Genomic DNA, 19,028 nt, shown 5'->3' on the forward strand with positions numbered 1-19,028 from the left:
CTCCAGAGCCGCCGCCCCCACCGCCGCCAGTAGTAGCAGCGACTAAGCCCGCAGGCTTTCTAAAGTCATTTTGTTCTCCCCATTTATAACCCCCACGAATGTTAAAAGAAAGTGTGTTTTGAATGATTGGTCCAGCGACATAGGCGTTAAAGCCATATTGATGACCAAAAACATTTTCTTCCATAAGGTCAGTGTGGAGTTGTATGCCTGAAGTGAAAGTATCGGGGTTTTTCTTTGTGATGATATTAATAACCCCTCCCATAGCGTCACTTCCATAGATAATGGAGGCAGGTCCTCGAATGACTTCGATTCTATCGATCATACTTGCTGGAGGCATAAATGAAGTATCTTGCCCATCAAATCCATTGAGGTTAAAGCCACGTGCGACATTTTGACGTTTGCCATCTATAAGGATAAGCGTATAAGCAGAGCCAAGTCCGCGCATAGATATGGTATTGCCTCCGGTTTTGGTTGCCTCTACATACACACCGGGAACGTCTTGGACGGCGTCACCTAAGTCTCTAATGGGGCGGGTTAAAATTTCTTCTTGGGGGATTATAGCTATGGAAGCTGGAGCGTCTTTAATATCTTGCTCATATCCTGTGGCGCTTACCACGGAGCGACCAAGATTCACACTTCTTACATTATCCCCCCCCCCGTTAAAATCAAGCGATTCTCTCTCTTGTGGAGATAATGGCTCGCCAAAGGCGAATGTAAGTGCTAGAGATAGCGCAGCACTTACGCTAAGTTGCAAACTTTTCATGACTTAAGTCCTTTCTTATTGAATTTTATTTACAAACAATAATAAGAATAGTTTGTAAAACACCAGCAATTCTACAAGGCAAAACTTAAAATAAAATAAACAAAAACTTTCCTTTTAGGTACAATGAGGCGCAAAATGTTTGTATAAAATTGCATAAAAGGGCATATTTGCTTAAGCGCAAGCATATAAAGACCTAAGTCTATATGCTTGTTTGTGCTTTATGTTGGCATTTAAAAGTCATAGCTTACTTGCAGATAATATCTTCTGCCCTCTAAAACATTTGGATAGTTATTGGCAAGGGTGGTTGTCGTATTTCTATTGCCAGCACTTTGGTATTGATAATAGTCAAAAAAGCTTTGATTCAATACATTGTAGATACCAAGATTTGCCCTTAGATTTTGAGTGAAATGGTAGTTTGCCCCTAAGTGCAAGAGAAAGTAGGCATTGTAGTATTCGCTTCTACCGGGATTTTGAGCCCTCCAAGTATCAAAACTGGATTTATCATAATTCCCATTGCGTCCGGCTACATCTGTTCGTATTTGTTTGGCTCTATACTCTCCGCGTATCCACACTCCCCAATCTCTATAGGCATAATTAAGTGCGCCATTAAGCTTGTGCTCTGGCACACCTGTGAGGGGCAAGCCCTTACCTATGCCTGAGGTTGATTCATTTCTGCTCCAAGTATAGGAGATATTTACGCCCAAATCGCCTACGCCTACATTTAAGGGCTTAAGTTGTAAAAAGCCCTCCAAGCCATAGCTTATAGCTTTATCTACATTATAAGAAGTTTGGCATTGCTTAGTGCTAGAATTGGTAGCAGTTTGAGCTGGGCTACAAACATAGCCCGCAGGCAAACTGCCATTTTCCGGGACAACTTGAGCTAGGATTTTATTACTAAAGTCTGTATAGAATCCTGTGAGTTCTACATTGGTGTAGTCTGTTTCATGCATAGCTGTGATTTCATAATTTATACTTTGCTCTGGTTTAAGGTCTGGATTCCCATAAATGGGCACAGTGCCTCGCCCTGTGGAGCTTGTCCAGCCCGGGAGGGCAGAAGTGAGATTGGGGGCTTTATAACCTGTGGAGATGCCTCCTTTAAAGGTTAAATCCCCAATGGGGCTTGCCTCTAATGCTTTATATACCAAATAGCCGCGGGGAGAGACATTGAAAGCAAAAAGGTCGCTGTAATTACCCCTTAAGCCTATGGTAAAAAAGAGGTTATCAAGCACTGCCCATTCATCTTCAACAAACACACTTGCCTGATGTCTTGAGATAAAGCCTGTATAGTCTCCGCCAAATACCGTGCCATTTAGCGCGCTTACGCCATCAAAGATATATTGTGCCCCGATGTTGAGATTCATACGCCAAAAGGGAATCACACTTCTATGCTCGGCTATGGCATTCTGCCCTAAGCGCGACCGTGCTATTTGTTGGGCGACATTGTAGCTAAGTGAAGTGCTTGTTTTAATGTTGTTGTAATGCCCTTTATGCACAAGTATGGTGTTATAGGCATAAAATTTATTATCTGTGCCAAGGAGCGTGGAGTCATAATACTGCCCAAAATGTGAAAAATCAAGGTAGAAGTAGTTGCTTTCATTCATATCATAGCCCACTCTTCCCCCCGCTTGCCAGACTTGAGCCTTACCAGAGCCTACATAGGTTGTGCCTGTGGAGAGGGTTGAAGTGCCTTGTATATCGCCTAGCGGTATCATATTTGTGCGCGGGTCTTGGTTGAAAGTTTCTTTTGCCCTAAGCTGCAAGCTCCATTTTTTGGCATTATCGAGCGGTCCCGCACTATAAATAGAGGCTTGATAAGAATGCCCAAATTGCGGCTCTTCTTGCCAAGTGCCATTGAGTGTGAGGTTTGTATCCCATTGATTAAAGGCTTTTTTGGTGATGATATTTACCACACCGCCTATCGCGTCTGTGCCATAAATAGTAGAGGCAGGTCCGCGAATCACTTCGATTCTATCAATGGCGGCAATGGGCGGCATAAAAAATTGTTGAGAATAAGTATCATTAGGGAAAGTAGTGCCATCTACGCCTTGCCTTGCTCCATCAAGTAGCATAAGGGTATAGTCTGCTGGCATACCGCGTAAAGATATAAGATAGCCCCCATAGCTGGAGCTTTGATAATCTACATTCACGCCCGGTATATCACGGATAGCATCTCCTATATCTCGCACGGGTCGATTCCGTAGCTCTTCTCCACTTACTACAGACATAGAAGCCGGAGCGTCTTTAATATCTTGCTCAAAACCTATGGCACTCACCACAGAACGACCAAGATTTACTTTACGGAGATTAGAATTATCTTCTGCCCCCCCCCCCGTTAGCGCTATTAGCTTCTGAATCTGCATATGCAAAAGAGCAGAGCAATATACTCGCTAGGGCACTATATTTGAAATTTGCCATAATGTCTCCTTAAATATATGAATGAATCATATAGGTTAATATTATACAAATCATTATTAGAATAATTTGCTAAGGGCTGATTATAGGCAAATTTCATTAAAGATTTATTAAACAATGACATAAATTCTCACAACTTTGTTTAAGATTATGGGGCTTGAGGCTTAGCTATATAGGGGAAGTTTCCCATATTATGAATTCGGTTTATCCAAAGCTAAGATGGTCGTTGGTGTGTTAAAAAGAGTTTCTTTGCCTACGGCTCAGAATGACAAACTAACTTGGCGACTAGTGATTCGGGTAGAGATTCTTCGGTCGCACTTCGTGCTCCCTCAGAATGACAAAATAACGGATTCGTTAGTGATTCTCTTTTTTCTTTTTCTATAAGGGGGAGGGGCTTGAATGTGCAAAGTTTTATAAAATAATGGGGGGCAAGTGCTACGCACAAGTGCGAAGTCCAACCCCATAATAATATTCTTGCCCCCTTATATATCCCCCACAAGAGGGATGCCTTAAGAGGTGGCACTTCGTGCGATTTAATTTTATCCTGTGATGAGAATATATCTCACTGCTGGGAGACGTTTGGGATTCATTGTCATTCTGAGCGAAGCGAAGAATCTCTGTTGGCGACTAGTGATTCGGGTAGAGATTCTTCAGTCAGGCTACGCCCTCCCTCAGAATGACAAATTTGGCAGAGTCTCTTGTGATTCCTTTGTGAATTCTTCGCTTCGCTCTAGACATGACAAAGTGGCTGCCTTTCTAGTGACTCGTTTAAAGAGACTCTAGCAGACGAGAGAGATTCTTCGGTCGCACTTCGTGCTCCCTCAGAATGACAAACTTGGCTACCCGTAAGGGAAATTATTTTGTCATTCTGAACCCCTGCAAGGGGTGAGGAATCTCGCTTAAAGTTTCCAGTGATTCAGGCAGAGATTCTTCAGCTTTAAGAGGAGGGTTAGAATACAAGCAACTCGCGTTTAAGCTTGTTGAGTGCGTCAATTTGGGCTTTGAGTTTATCAATTTCTACATCGATTTGAGCAAGTAGGTCAAAGCTAAGGTGTTCGGGCATATCTTGTGAGCCACGTTTAATCATAATGTAATCCACAAGAGAGATTTTAGCAATGTTAAGCAGTATCGTAATGTCATCGCGGATATCCTCGATATTTTTGAAAATTTCATCTATTTTTTCAAACATTATTCTTCCTTTTTGACTTATTTTAATCCTGCGGTGATAAGTGTGTGCAAATGCAGCGCACCTTGTATGTGGTTTTGCGTATCTGTGATGATGAGAAGCTGGATTTTATTTTGCTCCATGAATTTTAGCGCGTCAATGGCAAGCATATCGGGGTTATCGCAAGTTTTTGGCGAATGTGTGGCATATTCACTCACAGGGCTATTAAGGTTAAAGTTTGCATTCATCATCGCTCTACGCAAATCCCCATCGCTTAGAATCCCCCAAAGCTTTTCATCTTCTGTGATTATGGCATTACCTAGACGTTTTTCACTCATTATAATAATTGCTTCACAAAGTGGCATATGAGGGGGGATAATAGGGAGATTGGAGGTCTGCATAACATCTTTTATCCGCATAAAAAGCTGCTTGCCCAAAGCCCCACCGGGGTGAAATGAAGCAAAGTCTTCTGCTTTGAAATCACGCTTTTTCATTAAACATACTGCAAGGGCGTCACCGAGTGCTAATGTAAGCGTTGTGGAGCTTGTGGGGGCGATATTAAGCGGGCAGGCTTCCCTCTCTATGCTAATATCTAAGAAATAATCACCTAAAAGCGACAATGGAGAGTTTCTATCTCTGCTCATTGTAATGATAGGATTCCCCAAACGTTTAATGTGAGGGAGGATATTAAGGAGCTCTTCACTTTTACCACTATAGCTAATGGCGAGTATAATATCTTCCTTTTGGATTACGCCCAAATCCCCGTGCATAGCTTCTGTAGGGTGCATAAAAAGACTCGGTGTGCCTGTGCTGGAGAGCGTGGCAGAAATTTTTGCCCCTATGAGCCCACTTTTACCCACACCGCACACGATAAGTTTGCCACAAGATGAGCTGATGAGATTTACCATACTTTCTAATTCCGCCCCATTAAGTCGCTCTATGGCTTGGATTAAGGAGTGCGATTCTATCTCAAGGACCTCCTTTGCGATGAGTGCATAATCAAGCTTTGCCATACTTTAGCCTATACAACATAAATCATTGGCACAATGGTGGGATATTTTTTGACTTTTTTGAAAATGTGTCGTTTGAATACATTATGCACTTCATTTTCAAGATTCTTTGCATTAAAGCCCTCTGCTTTAAAGTTTTTGATAAGGAATTCTAAGGTTTCATTCATCTCTTTTTCAAAGCCTTTGTCTTCTTTGTCAGCTACGAGCCCATAGCTTGAGATTTTCGTCTCTAGGATTTTACGCTCTTTGCTAATGCGTGCTGAAATAATCACAATGCCATCGCTTGCTAGGGCTTGTCTATCTAGCACGACATCATTTTCAATTTGGCGGTTGATTTGGTTATCAATAAAAGTTTTGCCATTTTTGACACTTCGCACCTTTTTCATATAATTAGGATTTACTTCAATTTGGTCGCCATCCTCCATAAGATAAATGTTTTTCTCTAGCACGCCACAAGCGATAGCTGTTTGCTTATGCTTAGCGATATGATTATACTCACCATGCACGGGGAGGAAGAATTTAGGCTTAATGAGCCGCAGCATGAGCTTTTGCTCCTCTTGTGCAGCATGCCCACTTACATGAATCTCGCTAAAGTCTTGATATGCTACTCTAGCCCCTGCTTTGAGGAGGAAGTTAAGCACTACAGAGACTGAGCCTTCATTGCCCGGAATGGCTTTAGCAGAGATAATAACCATATCACTTGGCTTGATTTTGATATGGCGGTGCTCGTCTGTCGCCATACGATAGAGCGCGCTCATGGTCTCGCCTTGAGAACCGGTAGTAACAATAAGCACTTCTTCATCGGGGTATTTTGCTACTTCATGTGCTTCAATAAAGATATTTTGAGGTAAGTCAATGTATCCAAGCTCTCTTGCAATTTCAAGGTTTTTCTCCATAGAGCGCCCAATCACAGCGACTTTGCGATTAAATTTGAGCCCATAGCTAATGGCTTGATATACGCGATGAATATTTGAGGAGAAAGTGCTCATTATCACGCGACCTTCGGCTTGTTTAAATAAAGATTCAAAAGTGGGTCCTACGCTTGCTTCGCTTGGGGTAGTGCCGCTGCGATGCGAGTTTGTAGAATCACTCAGTAAAAGCATAACCCCTTCTTCTCCATAATGCGCTAAGCGGTGTAGGTCTGTGGGGAGATTGTCTATAGGTGTGTGGTCAATTTTAAAATCACCTGTATGGAGTATCACCCCTGCGTCAGTGCGGATAGCAAGCGCGGAAGCGTCAATAATCGAGTGTGTGATATGTATCCACTCTACTTCAAAGGCACCTATTTTAATGGGTTTGCGCTTTTGGACTATTTTAAAAAACGAGCGGAATTTTTTTAAGCCGTGCTCATCAAATTTGCTTCCTATCATACCTAAAGGCAAAGGTGTGCCATAAATGGGGAATTGCAAGAGTTTGAAAAGATAAGGCACAGCACCAATGTGGTCTTCATGCGCGTGGGTAATGATAATACCAGCAATTTTGTCTTTAATTGCAAAAAGATAGCTAAAATCTGGCACTAAAATATCTACACCATGCATATCTTCATTGGGGAAGCTCATACCTACATCAATCACAATGGCGGAATCTGGTGTTTCAATCACGGTGATATTGCCCCCTATTTCTCCTAAACCTCCTAGCGGTGTGATACGCACGCTTGCTTTGGTATTGAGATTAAGTTTATTGTGGGGGTTAAGGCTTTGTCTTTGGATTCTTGTATTTGCTTCAACGCCCCTTTTAAGCTCTTTGTGTAGCCCGAGATTGTCTTTTTCATTCACGCTTTGCACTTGAGTTACGCCATCTTTGTTCTCTATATGTGTGTTATTATGGGGTGTGGTGGCTGGATTTTTGCCATGCCATTTGCGTTTTTCAAATGGTTTTTGGTTTGCTTGGTCGGGATTATTTTGTGCCTTTGGTTGGTATTTTGGTTTATTGTGATTGTTTGGGCGATTTTCTTTAGAGTGGGCTTCTGTGCGAGGCGGTGTATCCGAAACGGAAGTCATATCATTGGCTTGTTCTTCGGGAGTTTTTTTCTTAAATCGTTCTGTAAATGATTTAAATTTATTGCTAGGGGTGGATTCTTGTGTCTTTTTGTCTTCCATTGCTGTATCCTTTTTTGAGAATTTGTAAAATGCGGTGAAAACTTTCTGTCTCTACTTCATGCGCTCGCACATTGGGTGGAATGCCTATAGATTCTAACACTTCTTGCACAAATGTTTTATCAAAATAAGCACAAAGGTTTTTAAGAAGTGTTTTGCGCGGTGCGCTAAATGCAAGCTTTAAAAAAGATTCTAAATCATATAGAGAAAAGCCCTCAAATGGCTTGAGGTGGTGTTTATGTATTATAAACACAGATGAGGTTACCTTTGGCATAGGGGAAAAGGCGGTATTTGGTACATCAAAAAGTATTTTTGCTTCACCAAAGGTTTGTGCTAAAACACTTAATGCACAAAATGCACTATCTCCACTTAGGGCACAAAATTTTTGTGCTACTTCCTTTTGAGTCATTACAAGCAAGCTGCGACAGAAGTTATCCCGCAAAAGTCGCAAGATAATGTGTGTTGCAATGTAATAAGGAAGATTGGAGATAACCTTGTATTCATACTCATGGAGCCATTGCTGCTCTTTTTGGAGGTTTAAAACATTTTCATAAATAATTTTCAACCTTCCACTTTGTATATGATGAGAAAATTTTTTATCAAGTAAAGAACATAAGTCTGTATCGACTTCATAGGCTATCAAGGGTTCTATTTTCAATAGCTCTTGTGTCAAATCACCTAAGCCAACCCCAATTTCTACACATTGAATGGGAAGATTGGGAATGGATTGGATAATTTGATAAATGAAGTGAGTGTCCTTCAAGAAGTTTTGTCCAAAATATTTTTTTGCTTGATGTGATCCCACTGCACTAACCTCTATTTAAGCTAGCATTATAACCTAAAGTATGCAAATATTTTGCTTATAAGGAGTATTTAGCTATGATATAAGCCAAATCTAACACAATCATATTGATTTTATTTTGCTTTGCTATGGAGCAATACGTGATGGTATCTAAAGGAGAGCTATGAGCCTCGCAAAAAGAATTATCCCCTGTCTTGATGTATGTGGCGGACGCGTGGTTAAGGGAGTGAATTTTGTAGGTTTGCAAGATGCGGGGAATCCTGTTGAGATTGCAAAGAGATATAATGATGAAGGTGCAGATGAACTTGTGCTTTTAGACATTACCGCTAGCCATGAGGGGCGCTCGACAATGCTAGAAGTTGTCAAAAATATTGCAGAAGTGGTATTTATCCCCTTTAGTGTTGGAGGTGGTATAAGCTCTATCTCGGATATGCATGCATTGCTTCATGCAGGCTGCGATAAGATAAGCCTTAATAGTGCGGCTATTAAAAATCCTCAACTTATCAATGAAGGTGCGAGGCAGTTTGGCTCGCAGTGTATTATAGTGGCTGTTGATGCAAAAATGGTAGCACCAAATGTGTGGCATGTATATATTAATGGCGGACGCATTGATACGGGTAAGGATATGCTTGAGTGGGTAAAAGAGGTTTGCGATAGGGGAGCGGGTGAAATACTCTTAACAAGTATGGACGCCGATGGGACAAAAAATGGCTATGATAAGGCAATGATAGAATCTCTAGCCCCTCATGTGCATGTGCCTATTATAGCAAGTGGAGGTGCTGGCAGTATGAAAGACTTTGCAGATGTGTTTGCATATGGAGCTGATGCTGCATTGGCAGCAAGTGTGTTTCATTATAAAGAGATTGAAATATATGAACTCAAAAAGTATTTGCAACAAATGAATATTCCAGTGAGAATCTAAAGAGAGTATCAATATAAATTGGAGCAAGAAATGGTAGTGTGTGCAGGTAATGGCGAGCATTTTACTTTTGCAAAATCTATAGGTGTAGGTTTGTGTGAGAGTGCGATTGGCTTAAGCCAAATATGCCTAAAGGAATATGTAGATTCCATAGTCTTCATAGGCAGTGCAGGGGCATATAGTAGAGATGTGCAAATAGGTGATATATATCTTTGTGATAGGGCTACGCAAATTGAACTAAGCTTTTTAGAAGATAAATCCTATACACCCATAGATAATTGTATCCAAAGTGGAGTGCTTGCTTTAGATGAGAGTGTTTCACATGAAACTTTTGCTAAGAGAGGTATTGTGAATAGCTCTAATTATATTACCACTGATAAAAATGTGGCTTTGGCTTTTACAAAGGCGGGCATTGTCTTAGAGAATATGGAGTTTTTTAGCGTTATAAAAGTTGCACAATATTTTCACATACCTTGCATTGGGGTGCTATGTGTCAGTAACTATTGTGATAAAAATGCGCATGAAGAGTTCATGCAAAATCATACTATGGTAAAGCAGCGACTTATGGCTCATGCCGCATGGATACAGAATCTCTCTTATCTTTTGGCAAAAAAGGCGGGAGATAATCCTTATGTGTGATAAGCCCCATTTGCTCCCAAGCCTTTATGATTACACTTTAGATGAACTTTCATCGATACTTAGCCCATCGTTTCGCGCAAAGCAAATTTATCATTGGCTTTATCATCGTTATGAAAACCAAGTCATGTCTATGGATAATATCTCAAAAGTCACGCAAGAATTTATCAAACAGCATTTTGTGATTTCACAAATAGAGCTTATACATATAGAGCATAGCCGTGATGGGAGTAAGAAATATCTCTTTCGCACATATGATGGGCATACCTTTGAATCTGTGCTTATACAAATGCGTCAAAAGGAGCAAAAAGATAATATAGAAACAAGTGAAAAATGGACAATGTGCCTATCAAGTCAGATTGGCTGCAAGGTGGGCTGTGCATTTTGCTTTACTGCAAAGGGCGGGTTTGTCCGTAATCTTCGTGTTGGAGAAATAGTTGAACAAGTGGTGGCAATGAAGAGGGAGAATAATATTCCCCCACATAAGGGCGTGAATATTGTTTTTATGGGTATGGGTGAGCCTTTGGATAATCTTTGCAATGTTGCCCACGCTATTAGGATTCTAAGCCAGCCGCAGGGGTTGAGCATTTCCACAAGGAGGCAAACTATCTCTACAAGTGGTATTGCACCTAAGATTAAAGCACTCGGAGAATTAAATCTTGGTGTGCAACTTGCCATTTCTCTTCATGCTGTGAGCGATGAGCTACGTTCAAGGCTTATGCCTATTAATAAGCAATACAATATTGCAGAGGTGCTTGGCGAAGTGAGAAAATTTCCAGTAGATACGCGTAAAAAAGTGATGTTTGAATATCTTATGATAAAGGGCTTAAATGATGATATAGCAAGTGCTAAGAAACTGCTCTCGTTGTTGAATGGAATCAAGGCAAAGGTCAATCTTATTTTGTTTAATCCTCATGAGGGGAGTCCATTTAAGCGACCCGAAATGAATGATGTGAAAGCATTTGCTGATTATCTTATAAAAAAGGGGCAGCTTTGCACGATACGCGAATCTAAAGGGATAGATATTAGTGCTGCTTGTGGGCAGCTCCGAGAGAAAATCGCACAACAAGGTATGCCCTCTAAAGCCTCTCTTGCATTCTCAAGTGCTAAGGATTCTATAGCACCTCTCAAAGGTTTAAAGGAAGATAGGGATTCGTGTGTTTCCCGTGAAACATAAAATAAAGGAGAGAAATTATATGTTTAACCTAGATATTATGCTTATTGTATTTTTAGCAATAGTTGTATTTATAGGCGTTGTGTCATTTTGGTATTTTGCAAAGGATAAACATGAGTAAGCAGTGTCATATACCTCAGAATATGCTTGTGCATATTTGTTGCTCCGTAGATAGCCATTACTTTTTGAGTGAGTTGCAAAAGCTCTACCCACAAAGCAAAATGATAGGGTATTTTTACAATCCAAATATACACCCTAAAGAAGAGTATGATTTGCGTTTGCTCGATGTTAAGAGAAGTTGCAAGATGTTGGGTATTGAACTTATGGAGGGGGAGTATGAGAGCACGATATGGTTTAGTAGAGTTAAAGGCTTAGAATGTGAGCCCGAGAAAGGAGAGAGATGTGTCAAATGCTTTGATATGCGATTAGAAAAAACCGCCCAAATTGCACAAAAAATGTCTTTAGATTCTTTCACTTCTACGCTTCTCTCTAGTCCTCTCAAGGAGCAAAAGATTCTGTTTGCGGAGGGAGATGAGATTGCACTTGCTTATGGGCTGGATTTTATTAAGGTTGATGTACGTAGTAATGGAGGCACACAAGCTCAAAGTGAGCTTGCAAATAGAGATAGGCTCTATAAGCAGACATATTGTGGTTGTCAGTTTGCATTAAGCAAACAGAGAGAATCTCATAAGCAGCTCCCATTAGAGCTTATGAGCAATATTGGTAAGCAAATAGTGCCCGGTAGCAATGAAGAACGTAAGCTTGTGTTTGAAAAGCGCGATAAATGTGAGCAAGAGGGTAAAGAATATGCCCTCTATAAACGTTCGAAAATTATTTGGCGTAATTTACGTAGCTTGTGCATAGATGATAATGAAGTACTAGATTCTTATATTATCACTCATTCTCGAAATAAAAAAATGATTAAAACATCAACTATTACTTATATACGACAAACTATCAATGATATTACATATAAGCCCAAGCATATCCAAGTAGGTTATGCAAAACGTGATGATAGTGTATTTCTTAGTATTGATGATGTAAATGCCTTGCTCAATACCCGCTACCAAAGCACAAGAGAAATGCTCTATAACCCCCCTATGTATGATGATGAAATGATGTTACGTGTTTTACTCTGCGGTATGGATAGTATTAATCCAATTATTGTCTTAGATAGGCATATTAAACATTCTCTCAAGATTCTTATCAATGCGCATTTTCAAGAGCATAGCACTTTTGCTATTGCGGTGTATAATTAAGAATTTTTGGTAGAATGTAGCATTTTGTTGTAGAGGAGCTAGTATGCAAGATTTAGTCATGAATATAGAGAAAATTCGTCAAATATTACCACATCGTTATCCTATGTTGCTTGTTGATAGGGTAGTAGAATTAAGACGAAATACAGATGATACTCAACCAAATGGCTATATTAAAGCTTATAAAAATGTAACAATTAATGAGGAAGTATTTTTAGGACATTTTCCTAATAAACCTATTTATCCGGGTGTTATGCAGATTGAAGGTATGGCTCAAGCAGGTGGCTTATTAGCCTTTGTAAGTATGTTTGGAGATGATGTCGCTCAAGCAAAAAATAAAATTGTATATTTTATGACTATTGATAATGTCAAGTTTCGTATCCCTGTGGTGCCCGGTGATAAATTGATATATGAAATTAAAGTAATAAAGCATAAAGGGAGTGTATGGCAGCTTATGGCTCAAGCGTTTGTTGATGATAAGCTCGTTTCTCAAGCTGAACTTAAAGCGATGATTGCAGATGCAGAAGATTCTAAAGAGTAGAAATCGGAGGCTAGTATGATAGGGAAAACAAGCATTATCAAAGATGGCGCACAGATAGGTAAAAATGTGCGCATTGGCGAATTTTGCATTATTGATGAGCATGTGAGTATAGGCGATGATTGTGTGATAGGAAATTATGTGCATATCAGTGGCTATACGACTTTAGGTAGAGGGAATAAAATTTTTAATAATGCCGCTGTAGGTGTGCCTCCGCAGGATTTAAAGTTCGGAGGTGAAAAAACAGAGCTTATCATTGGCGATGAAAATCAAGTACGTGAATTTACTACACTTAATCCCGGCACAGCTGGTGGTCGTGGTAAAACAACCATTGGAGATAGGAATTTATTTATGGCATATGTGCATGTAGCACATGATTGTATCGTAGGTAATGACTGCATTTTGGCAAATAATGCTACACTAGGTGGGCATGTGGAGCTTGGGGATTATGTAAATATTGGCGGCTTAACGCCTGTTCATCAGTTTGTCAAAATAGGCGATGGCTGTATGATAGGAGGAGGTTCTGCTTTGGTGCAAGATATACCTCCTTATTGTCTTGCAGAGGGCAATCGAGCCTATATTAGAGGGCTTAATAAGCATCGTATGCGCAAGCTCTTTTCACGTGAGCAAATTGATGAGATAAGTCATGTGTATAAGATTTTATTTTCACGTACTGCACCCATTCGAGAGCTCGCTCAAGCTCAGCTTGACGCCCAACCCAATGAAGTGATTCGCTATATTTGTGAGTTTATTCTCTCATGCACACGTGGCATACCCTTTAAAGGAGCACATAATGAATAGAAGAAGTATAAAAGAATGTAGTTTTTGCAAGGCAAAAGAAAGCCCGCATAATCCGCTTATTGCCGGTAATATGCCCGGATTATATATATGCAGGAATTGTGTAATGCTTTTGCACGATATGCTTACAGACTATAAGGACAAATCTCATAAAGAGCCCCAAGAAGATAATATTGAGATAAAAGCCCCTTCACCTAAGGAGCTAAAGGCAAAACTTGATGAATATGTCATAGGGCAAGATGAGGCTAAAAAGGTGTTTTCTGTAGCGGTTTATAATCATTATAAACGCATTGTTAAGGGCGAAGAGCATTCAAGTGGCACATTAGGCGATGTGGAGCTTGCTAAATCTAATATCTTGCTTATTGGTCCTACAGGAAGTGGCAAAACGCTCATGGCACAAACTTTGGCTCGATTTTTGGATATTCCTATTGCCATTTCTGATGCGACAAGCCTTACAGAGGCTGGATATGTGGGTGAAGATGTGGAAAATATCCTTACGCGTCTTCTTCAAGCTGCCAATGGCGATGTGAAGAGAGCGCAAAAGGGTATAGTATTTATTGATGAGATTGATAAAATCTCACGTCTTTCAGAAAATCGCTCTATTACACGAGATGTATCGGGTGAGGGGGTGCAGCAGGCTTTGTTGAAAATTATTGAGGGAAGCGTGGTAAATATTCCTCCAAAAGGTGGGAGAAAGCACCCTAATCAGGACTTTGTACAGATAGATACAAGCGATATACTTTTTGTATGCGGTGGGGCATTTGATGGATTAGGTGATATTATTAAAAGACGTTTGGGTGGTAATGTGCTTGGATTCCACGGGGAGAAGAAAGGCAAAAGCGAAGAAAATGCCATGCTTGCATTTGTTGAGCCAGATGATTTGATTGCTTATGGTCTTATACCCGAACTTATAGGGAGATTACATATGATTACCACGCTTGCCCCAATTAGTAAGGAAGCTATGGTGGAGATTCTCACAAAGCCTAAAAATGCCCTTATTAAGCAGTATCAGAAGATTTTTGAAATTGATGGGGCATGCTTGCATTTTGAAAAGGGTGCAATTGAAGCTATCGCCGAGCAGGGCATAGTGCGTAAAACTGGTGCGCGCGGGCTTAGGTCGATTATGGAGGAAGCTATGATGGATTTGATGTATGAATTACCTGAGCTTGATGGCTATGATATTACCATCACAAAAGAATGTATCACACAAAAGCAAAGTCCGCTGCTTGTGAAGAAAAATAAAAATATGCAAAAAAGAGCTTAATTTAACATAAAACAAAGAATTAGAATGTATAATTTATGCCTTATTTTGCATTTTTGAAGGAGCTTTTATGTTGATGGATAGACTCATTGGAACTTTTTCCAAAGATATTGCCATTGATTTGGGGACAGCCAATACTTTGGTTTTGGTCAAGGGTGAGGGTATTATCATCAATGAACCTTCAGTTGTTGCTGTTCAAGCCGACAGATTTAGCACAGGTAAGATTTTAGCCGTAGGTAAAGATGCTAAAGATATGCTAGGAAAAACCCCTGATGGCATTCAAGCTATTCGCCCTATGAAAGATGGCGTTATAGCAGATTTTGATATGACAGAAAAGATGATTCGCTATTTTATTGAGAAAGCTCATAAGCGTAAAACACTTATTCGCCCGCGTATTATGGTTTGTGTGCCTTATGGTTTAACGGGTGTTGAAAAAAAGGCGGTTAAGGAATCTGCTATGAGTGCGGGGGCACGCGAAGTATTTTTGATAGAGGAGCCTATGGCAGCTGCGATTGGAGCAGGGTTACAAATACAAGAATCAAAGGGCAATCTGGTTATTGATATTGGCGGGGGCACAACAGAAATAGGCGTTATTTCTCTAGGCGGGTTGGTGATTAGCAAATCCATTAAAGTGGCTGGAGATAAGCTTGATATAGCTGTTGTGGATTATGTGAGAAAGAAGTTTAATCTCCTTATTGGTGAGCGTACAGGGGAAGAGATTAAAATAGAAATAGGCTCTGCCTCTCCAATGGAAAAGCCTCTGGTCATGCAAGTGCGTGGGCGCGACCAAGTAGGCGGCTTGCTTAATACTATTGAGCTCACAAGTGAAGATGTGCGCGAAGCGATGAAAGATCAGTTACGTGAGATTAGTAATGCCTTAAAATCCGTGCTTGAATCTATGCCCCCAGATTTAGCCGGGGACATTGTGGAAAATGGTATCGTGCTTACAGGAGGCGGGGCTTTAATACGAGGACTTGATAAATATCTCTCAGACATTGTTAGATTACCCGTATATGTGGGTGAAGAGCCACTTTTGTGTGTGGCAAGAGGTACGGGTAAGGCAATGGAAGATTTAGATTTGCTTAATCAGCTTGCTTTTGATTGATATTGGCTTAGGGCTCCATGCGATACAAAATCCTTATTTTTGGGATTATTTTTTTTATTGGTCTATTGGTTGTAATGGAGGTCAATAAAAGTGCTCAAACTAAGATTTTAGAGATAAGCGATTATATTAAAATATTTTTCTTAGATTCTAGAGATAGCATTGCAAAGTTTTATGAAAAATACTTTAATCAAGCAGAAGCCATAGAAACTTTGAGTGCTAAAGTGGCAGATTATGACAAGCTCTTACTTGAGAGGGAAACCCTAAAAAATGATTTACACAAGCTACAGAATCTTATAGGGAGAGGCGGGATTACGCATAGCAGTAGCGAGATTCATCAAGCTCGTATCATCTCATTTGCTTCATTGGGTGAGAGAGATAGAGTGTGGCTTGATAGTGATTTAAGTGAGTATCATCAAGGCACAAGGCTAGAAGATAGAATCTTTGGCATTGTTAAAGATAATGTTGCTTTTGGTATTGCTGTGGTTGAAAATGGCAGGCTTGAGGGGTTTTTAAATGGAAACAAAGACTGCCACTATGATGTGTATATCGGTAAAAATAAGGCTATGGGCATTGTATCTGGCTCTCACAAAGGCAGAATGCTTGTAGAATATATCCCCAATTGGATCGAAGTGCATGAGGGTGATGAAGTTTTTACCAGCGGTCTTGATGGTATTTTTTTAGAAAATATCCCTGTAGGGGTAGTAGAGAGTGTGCGAGAAAATTATGGGTATTTAAGCGTTGATGTGCGTCCATATGCGAGTGCAAGCGAACTCTCCTATGTGTGGATTATTGATATAGCAGTGCCTCATTTTACCGATGAGAGTATGAGAGAGACTTCTAATGTGCCTTAGCTATGTATTCAGCCGATAAACCCACTCAATCAAATGCTCCATTAGAGCAGCTTATAGCATTTTTTTCGCATTTTATAAGCACACTTCAAGCCAAGTCTTCTCACTCAGAGATACAAAGCTTGATAAAAACACTCCATGTGATTAAAGCTCAAGATATAGCCCTGCTTTATGCTACCCCAAATGGCAGTGCGCTTATGATAGAACTTATAGGCACAATACGCGATAAACTCTATGCTCAATTGAGCTCTGGGCAGGTATGTGGTGTGGAGTTTTTTTATATTTTACTTTTTATTCCTCGCTCTTTTGGCGGGGATACACCAATTCATGCGCCGATTACACCAATAGAGATTGATACGCGTTTTGAAGTCTTTATGCAACTCTCTAAAGAGAATCTTTTCGCACAGAGCAATGGTGATACGGAAAATCTGCTTTTTATTGAGCTCTATATCCTCTCAAAAGCCCTAATGAATATGCACGATTTTGAGGGCATTATACGCGAGTATATTATGCTTGTTAGCCTCATAGATATTAACCTCCCTTTAAGCTTGGAGCATACACACTTTATTGTAGAAACTTTTGAAAATCTTAATGTAAGTATGCCCTTACTGATACATGCCCTCAAAGCCCAACAAGACGTGCAAGTGTATTTCACATACCCACCGCAAGCTAGGCGTAGTATTTTAAATTGGCAGTTGCATTGCTTTTGGAATGTGGGAGTGTATTTTAACCACAATCAATGGCTAGAGCTTTATCCATTATGGAAAGATATGTTTTATACGCTCTTAGAGAGGGGCGATGTAGAGGGTATAGATGAGGCGATGTATATGCAGTTTTTTATCTACCATATATGTGGCAATAACTTCCATCATCAAGAGCAATGGAGGGAATTTTGCGCAGATATTGATAGGGTAGCAGCAAGGCATTATGAGGCATTTGCCAAAATGCAGGGAATCTATGGGGTAAAAATGCACCAAGATTCCCAAAATTCTCAAAACAAGGGTAAGAAAACTATAGCCTTTTTGCGCGATAGGCTCGTTGCAAACTCGCCTTATAAGGTCGAATATAGCCTTTTAAGTAATCTTATGAATGATAATGCCTTTAAAGAGGCATATCAAGTGAAGATATACACGATGAAATTACTTGAAAAAAGCGTAGATGATGAGGGGATTATTAATTCTTATAGGCAGCTTGGCATAGAGGTAGTAGATGTAGTTTCTCATCTAAATACAAAGGGATTTTATAACTCTCATTTACAAAAAGCCCTTTGTATTAAAACTGCGCTTAATAATGATAATGTGGAGATTCTTATTAGCCCAAATAATGGCTATGGCATAAGTGATTTTATTTTGGCTTCAAGAAGTGCGCCACTACAGATTTATTATTCCCATGGGAACTTCGTATATGACTTGCCTTGCATTGATTATAAAATGACACATATTTGTCAAAATAAACTTCATATTACCCATGAGGGGTATGAATTTTTAGGCGTACCTGTGAAAATGCAGGAGAGATTCTACAATCCTCCATTAAGCACTAAAGAGAAGCAGGAGATTTGCCAAATCCGTGAGCGTTTCCCCAAGGATAGCATTTTGCTTGGAAGCATAGGGCGGCTTATGAAGCTGTATTCTATTGAATATTGGGAGTGTGTGATAGATATTATGCACTCATTTCCCCAAAGCCATTATCTGGCATGCGGAGGGGGTAATAGCAAGCTTATTTGCGATGTTATTTACAAGGTTTGCCCTAAAGAAGCAGAGATATTTTTAGAACGTGTGCATTTTATGGGCTATGTGGATAGCAAGATTTATGGACATATTATTGATATATGGCTTGATAGCTTTCCATTAGAGCAGGGGGAAAGTCGTATTGAATATGCGGCTAAGGGTGGCTTAAACCTTGTGATGAGCAAGCAAGATAAGCAAAGTCGCTTTGATACCCTTTGTGCTCTTATAGAGGAATGGCGGCTTATCCCACATAAAGATGGAAGCCCAAAAACACAAGAAGAATGTCAATCTCTTCTATCGCTTACACATGAAGAATATATGCCTTTTGTAGCATTCTCAAAGCAAGAATATAAAGACAAAGCAAAGGCTTTGCTCCAAGCGTATGCGAGTAATGACAAGGCTTGCATTGATAAGTGGAGGGGGATTATAAAAACTCTTTTAGCACTCAATGATGAGCTTAGAATCTCTAAGGGCGTGAGTGCTTTTAAGGCGATTATGAGCCTCCCACCAAAATAAAG

At 40.1% G+C, this 19,028-nt stretch carries 18 protein-coding genes; 11 read left to right on the plus strand and 7 right to left on the minus strand.

What is annotated here, in order from left to right:
- The 3 genes from CQA63_RS08080 to CQA63_RS09515 form a co-directional block, all read right to left on the minus strand.
- Nucleotides 1–763: TonB-dependent receptor plug domain-containing protein (locus CQA63_RS08080; RefSeq protein WP_170128391.1), on the minus strand; the 763-nt coding region annotated here is incomplete at its 3' end.
- Nucleotides 764–993: 230 nt separating this feature from the next.
- A complete protein-coding gene (locus tag CQA63_RS08085) occupies nucleotides 994–3,123 on the minus strand; it encodes a TonB-dependent receptor domain-containing protein (protein ID WP_104700389.1) in 2,130 nt (709 codons plus the stop codon).
- Nucleotides 3,124–3,428: 305 nt separating this feature from the next.
- Nucleotides 3,429–3,674, minus strand: a complete 246-nt coding sequence (locus CQA63_RS09515; RefSeq protein WP_147288759.1) for a hypothetical protein — start codon at nucleotides 3,672–3,674, stop codon at nucleotides 3,429–3,431.
- 47 nt (nucleotides 3,675–3,721) lie between these two features.
- Between CQA63_RS09515 and CQA63_RS09520 the strand changes: the two genes are divergently transcribed.
- Nucleotides 3,722–3,958, plus strand: a complete 237-nt coding sequence (locus tag CQA63_RS09520; RefSeq protein ID WP_147288760.1) for a hypothetical protein — start codon at nucleotides 3,722–3,724, stop codon at nucleotides 3,956–3,958.
- A gap of 166 nt (nucleotides 3,959–4,124) precedes the next feature.
- Here CQA63_RS09520 and CQA63_RS08090 read toward each other — a convergent pair whose 3' ends face one another.
- From CQA63_RS08090 to rsmA, 4 genes are read right to left on the minus strand one after another with little or no spacing between them, the layout of a single operon-like run.
- The gene (locus CQA63_RS08090; RefSeq protein WP_104700390.1) at nucleotides 4,125–4,364 is read right to left on the minus strand and encodes a DUF2443 family protein; all 240 of its coding nucleotides are present in this window, start codon (nucleotides 4,362–4,364) and stop codon (nucleotides 4,125–4,127) included.
- Nucleotides 4,365–4,381: 17 nt separating this feature from the next.
- A complete protein-coding gene (locus CQA63_RS08095; RefSeq protein ID WP_104700391.1) occupies nucleotides 4,382–5,353 on the minus strand; it encodes a KpsF/GutQ family sugar-phosphate isomerase in 972 nt (323 codons plus the stop codon).
- 8 nt (nucleotides 5,354–5,361) lie between these two features.
- Nucleotides 5,362–7,449, minus strand: coding sequence for a ribonuclease J (locus tag CQA63_RS08100; RefSeq protein WP_104700392.1), 2,088 nt, complete (start codon nucleotides 7,447–7,449; stop codon nucleotides 5,362–5,364).
- A complete protein-coding gene (gene rsmA, locus CQA63_RS08105) occupies nucleotides 7,415–8,251 on the minus strand; it encodes a 16S rRNA (adenine(1518)-N(6)/adenine(1519)-N(6))-dimethyltransferase RsmA (RefSeq protein ID WP_104700393.1) in 837 nt (278 codons plus the stop codon). Before rsmA ends, CQA63_RS08100 begins: the two co-directional genes overlap by 35 nt.
- Before the next feature lie 160 nt (nucleotides 8,252–8,411).
- On the opposite strand from rsmA, the gene hisF reads away from it, so the two are divergent.
- From hisF to CQA63_RS08155, 10 genes are all read left to right on the plus strand, one after another.
- Nucleotides 8,412–9,170 (plus strand): imidazole glycerol phosphate synthase subunit HisF, encoded by a 759-nt coding sequence (gene hisF / locus CQA63_RS08110; RefSeq protein WP_104700394.1) that lies wholly within the window; start codon nucleotides 8,412–8,414, stop codon nucleotides 9,168–9,170.
- An 18-nt stretch (nucleotides 9,171–9,188) separates the two neighbouring features.
- Nucleotides 9,189–9,806, plus strand: coding sequence for a 5'-methylthioadenosine/S-adenosylhomocysteine nucleosidase family protein (locus CQA63_RS08115; protein WP_324726403.1), 618 nt, complete (start codon nucleotides 9,189–9,191; stop codon nucleotides 9,804–9,806).
- A complete protein-coding gene (rlmN, locus tag CQA63_RS08120) occupies nucleotides 9,799–10,980 on the plus strand; it encodes a dual-specificity RNA methyltransferase RlmN (protein WP_104700396.1) in 1,182 nt (393 codons plus the stop codon). Before CQA63_RS08115 ends, rlmN begins: the two co-directional genes overlap by 8 nt.
- Nucleotides 10,981–11,090: 110 nt before the next feature.
- Complete coding sequence (locus CQA63_RS08125; protein WP_233706650.1) at nucleotides 11,091–12,236, plus strand: epoxyqueuosine reductase QueH; 1,146 nt, start codon at nucleotides 11,091–11,093, stop codon at nucleotides 12,234–12,236.
- 43 nt (nucleotides 12,237–12,279) lie between these two features.
- Entirely contained in the window at nucleotides 12,280–12,774 is a 495-nt protein-coding gene (gene fabZ, locus CQA63_RS08130; protein WP_104700397.1) for a 3-hydroxyacyl-ACP dehydratase FabZ, read from the plus strand.
- Between the two features lie 15 nt (nucleotides 12,775–12,789).
- A complete protein-coding gene (gene lpxA / locus CQA63_RS08135) occupies nucleotides 12,790–13,572 on the plus strand; it encodes an acyl-ACP--UDP-N-acetylglucosamine O-acyltransferase (RefSeq protein WP_104700398.1) in 783 nt (260 codons plus the stop codon).
- On the plus strand, nucleotides 13,565–14,833 hold the full coding sequence (clpX, locus tag CQA63_RS08140) for an ATP-dependent protease ATP-binding subunit ClpX (protein WP_104700399.1): 1,269 nt from the start codon (nucleotides 13,565–13,567) through the stop codon (nucleotides 14,831–14,833). Before lpxA ends, clpX begins: the two co-directional genes overlap by 8 nt.
- Before the next feature lie 67 nt (nucleotides 14,834–14,900).
- Nucleotides 14,901–15,935 (plus strand): rod shape-determining protein, encoded by a 1,035-nt coding sequence (locus CQA63_RS08145; RefSeq protein ID WP_104700400.1) that lies wholly within the window; start codon nucleotides 14,901–14,903, stop codon nucleotides 15,933–15,935.
- A 17-nt stretch (nucleotides 15,936–15,952) separates the two neighbouring features.
- Nucleotides 15,953–16,786 (plus strand): rod shape-determining protein MreC, encoded by an 834-nt coding sequence (gene mreC, locus CQA63_RS08150; protein ID WP_104700401.1) that lies wholly within the window; start codon nucleotides 15,953–15,955, stop codon nucleotides 16,784–16,786.
- 2 nt (nucleotides 16,787–16,788) lie between these two features.
- On the plus strand, nucleotides 16,789–19,026 hold the full coding sequence (locus tag CQA63_RS08155; protein WP_233706651.1) for a hypothetical protein: 2,238 nt from the start codon (nucleotides 16,789–16,791) through the stop codon (nucleotides 19,024–19,026).
- The last annotated feature ends 2 nt before the right edge of the window (nucleotides 19,027–19,028 follow it).

It is taken from the genome of Helicobacter marmotae (genome assembly GCF_003364255.1).
Classification (GTDB): domain Bacteria; phylum Campylobacterota; class Campylobacteria; order Campylobacterales; family Helicobacteraceae; genus Helicobacter_C; species Helicobacter_C marmotae.

Coding starts and splice junctions, on each gene's coding strand:
- CQA63_RS08085 (WP_104700389.1), bottom strand. CDS start 3,123: ATGCAGATTCAGAAGCTAATAGCGCTAACGGGGGGGGGGGCAGAAGAT.
- CQA63_RS08090 (WP_104700390.1), bottom strand. CDS start 4,364: ATGTTTGAAAAAATAGATGAAATTTTCAAAAATATCGAGGATATCCGC.
- CQA63_RS08095 (WP_104700391.1), bottom strand. CDS start 5,353: ATGGCAAAGCTTGATTATGCACTCATCGCAAAGGAGGTCCTTGAGATA.
- CQA63_RS08100 (WP_104700392.1), bottom strand. CDS start 7,449: ATGGAAGACAAAAAGACACAAGAATCCACCCCTAGCAATAAATTTAAA.
- hisF (WP_104700394.1), top strand. CDS start 8,412: ATGAGCCTCGCAAAAAGAATTATCCCCTGTCTTGATGTATGTGGCGGA.
- rlmN (WP_104700396.1), top strand. CDS start 9,799: ATGTGTGATAAGCCCCATTTGCTCCCAAGCCTTTATGATTACACTTTA.
- CQA63_RS08125 (WP_233706650.1), top strand. CDS start 11,091: ATGAGTAAGCAGTGTCATATACCTCAGAATATGCTTGTGCATATTTGT.
- fabZ (WP_104700397.1), top strand. CDS start 12,280: ATGCAAGATTTAGTCATGAATATAGAGAAAATTCGTCAAATATTACCA.
- lpxA (WP_104700398.1), top strand. CDS start 12,790: ATGATAGGGAAAACAAGCATTATCAAAGATGGCGCACAGATAGGTAAA.
- clpX (WP_104700399.1), top strand. CDS start 13,565: ATGAATAGAAGAAGTATAAAAGAATGTAGTTTTTGCAAGGCAAAAGAA.
- CQA63_RS08145 (WP_104700400.1), top strand. CDS start 14,901: ATGTTGATGGATAGACTCATTGGAACTTTTTCCAAAGATATTGCCATT.
- mreC (WP_104700401.1), top strand. CDS start 15,953: ATGCGATACAAAATCCTTATTTTTGGGATTATTTTTTTTATTGGTCTA.
- CQA63_RS08155 (WP_233706651.1), top strand. CDS start 16,789: ATGTATTCAGCCGATAAACCCACTCAATCAAATGCTCCATTAGAGCAG.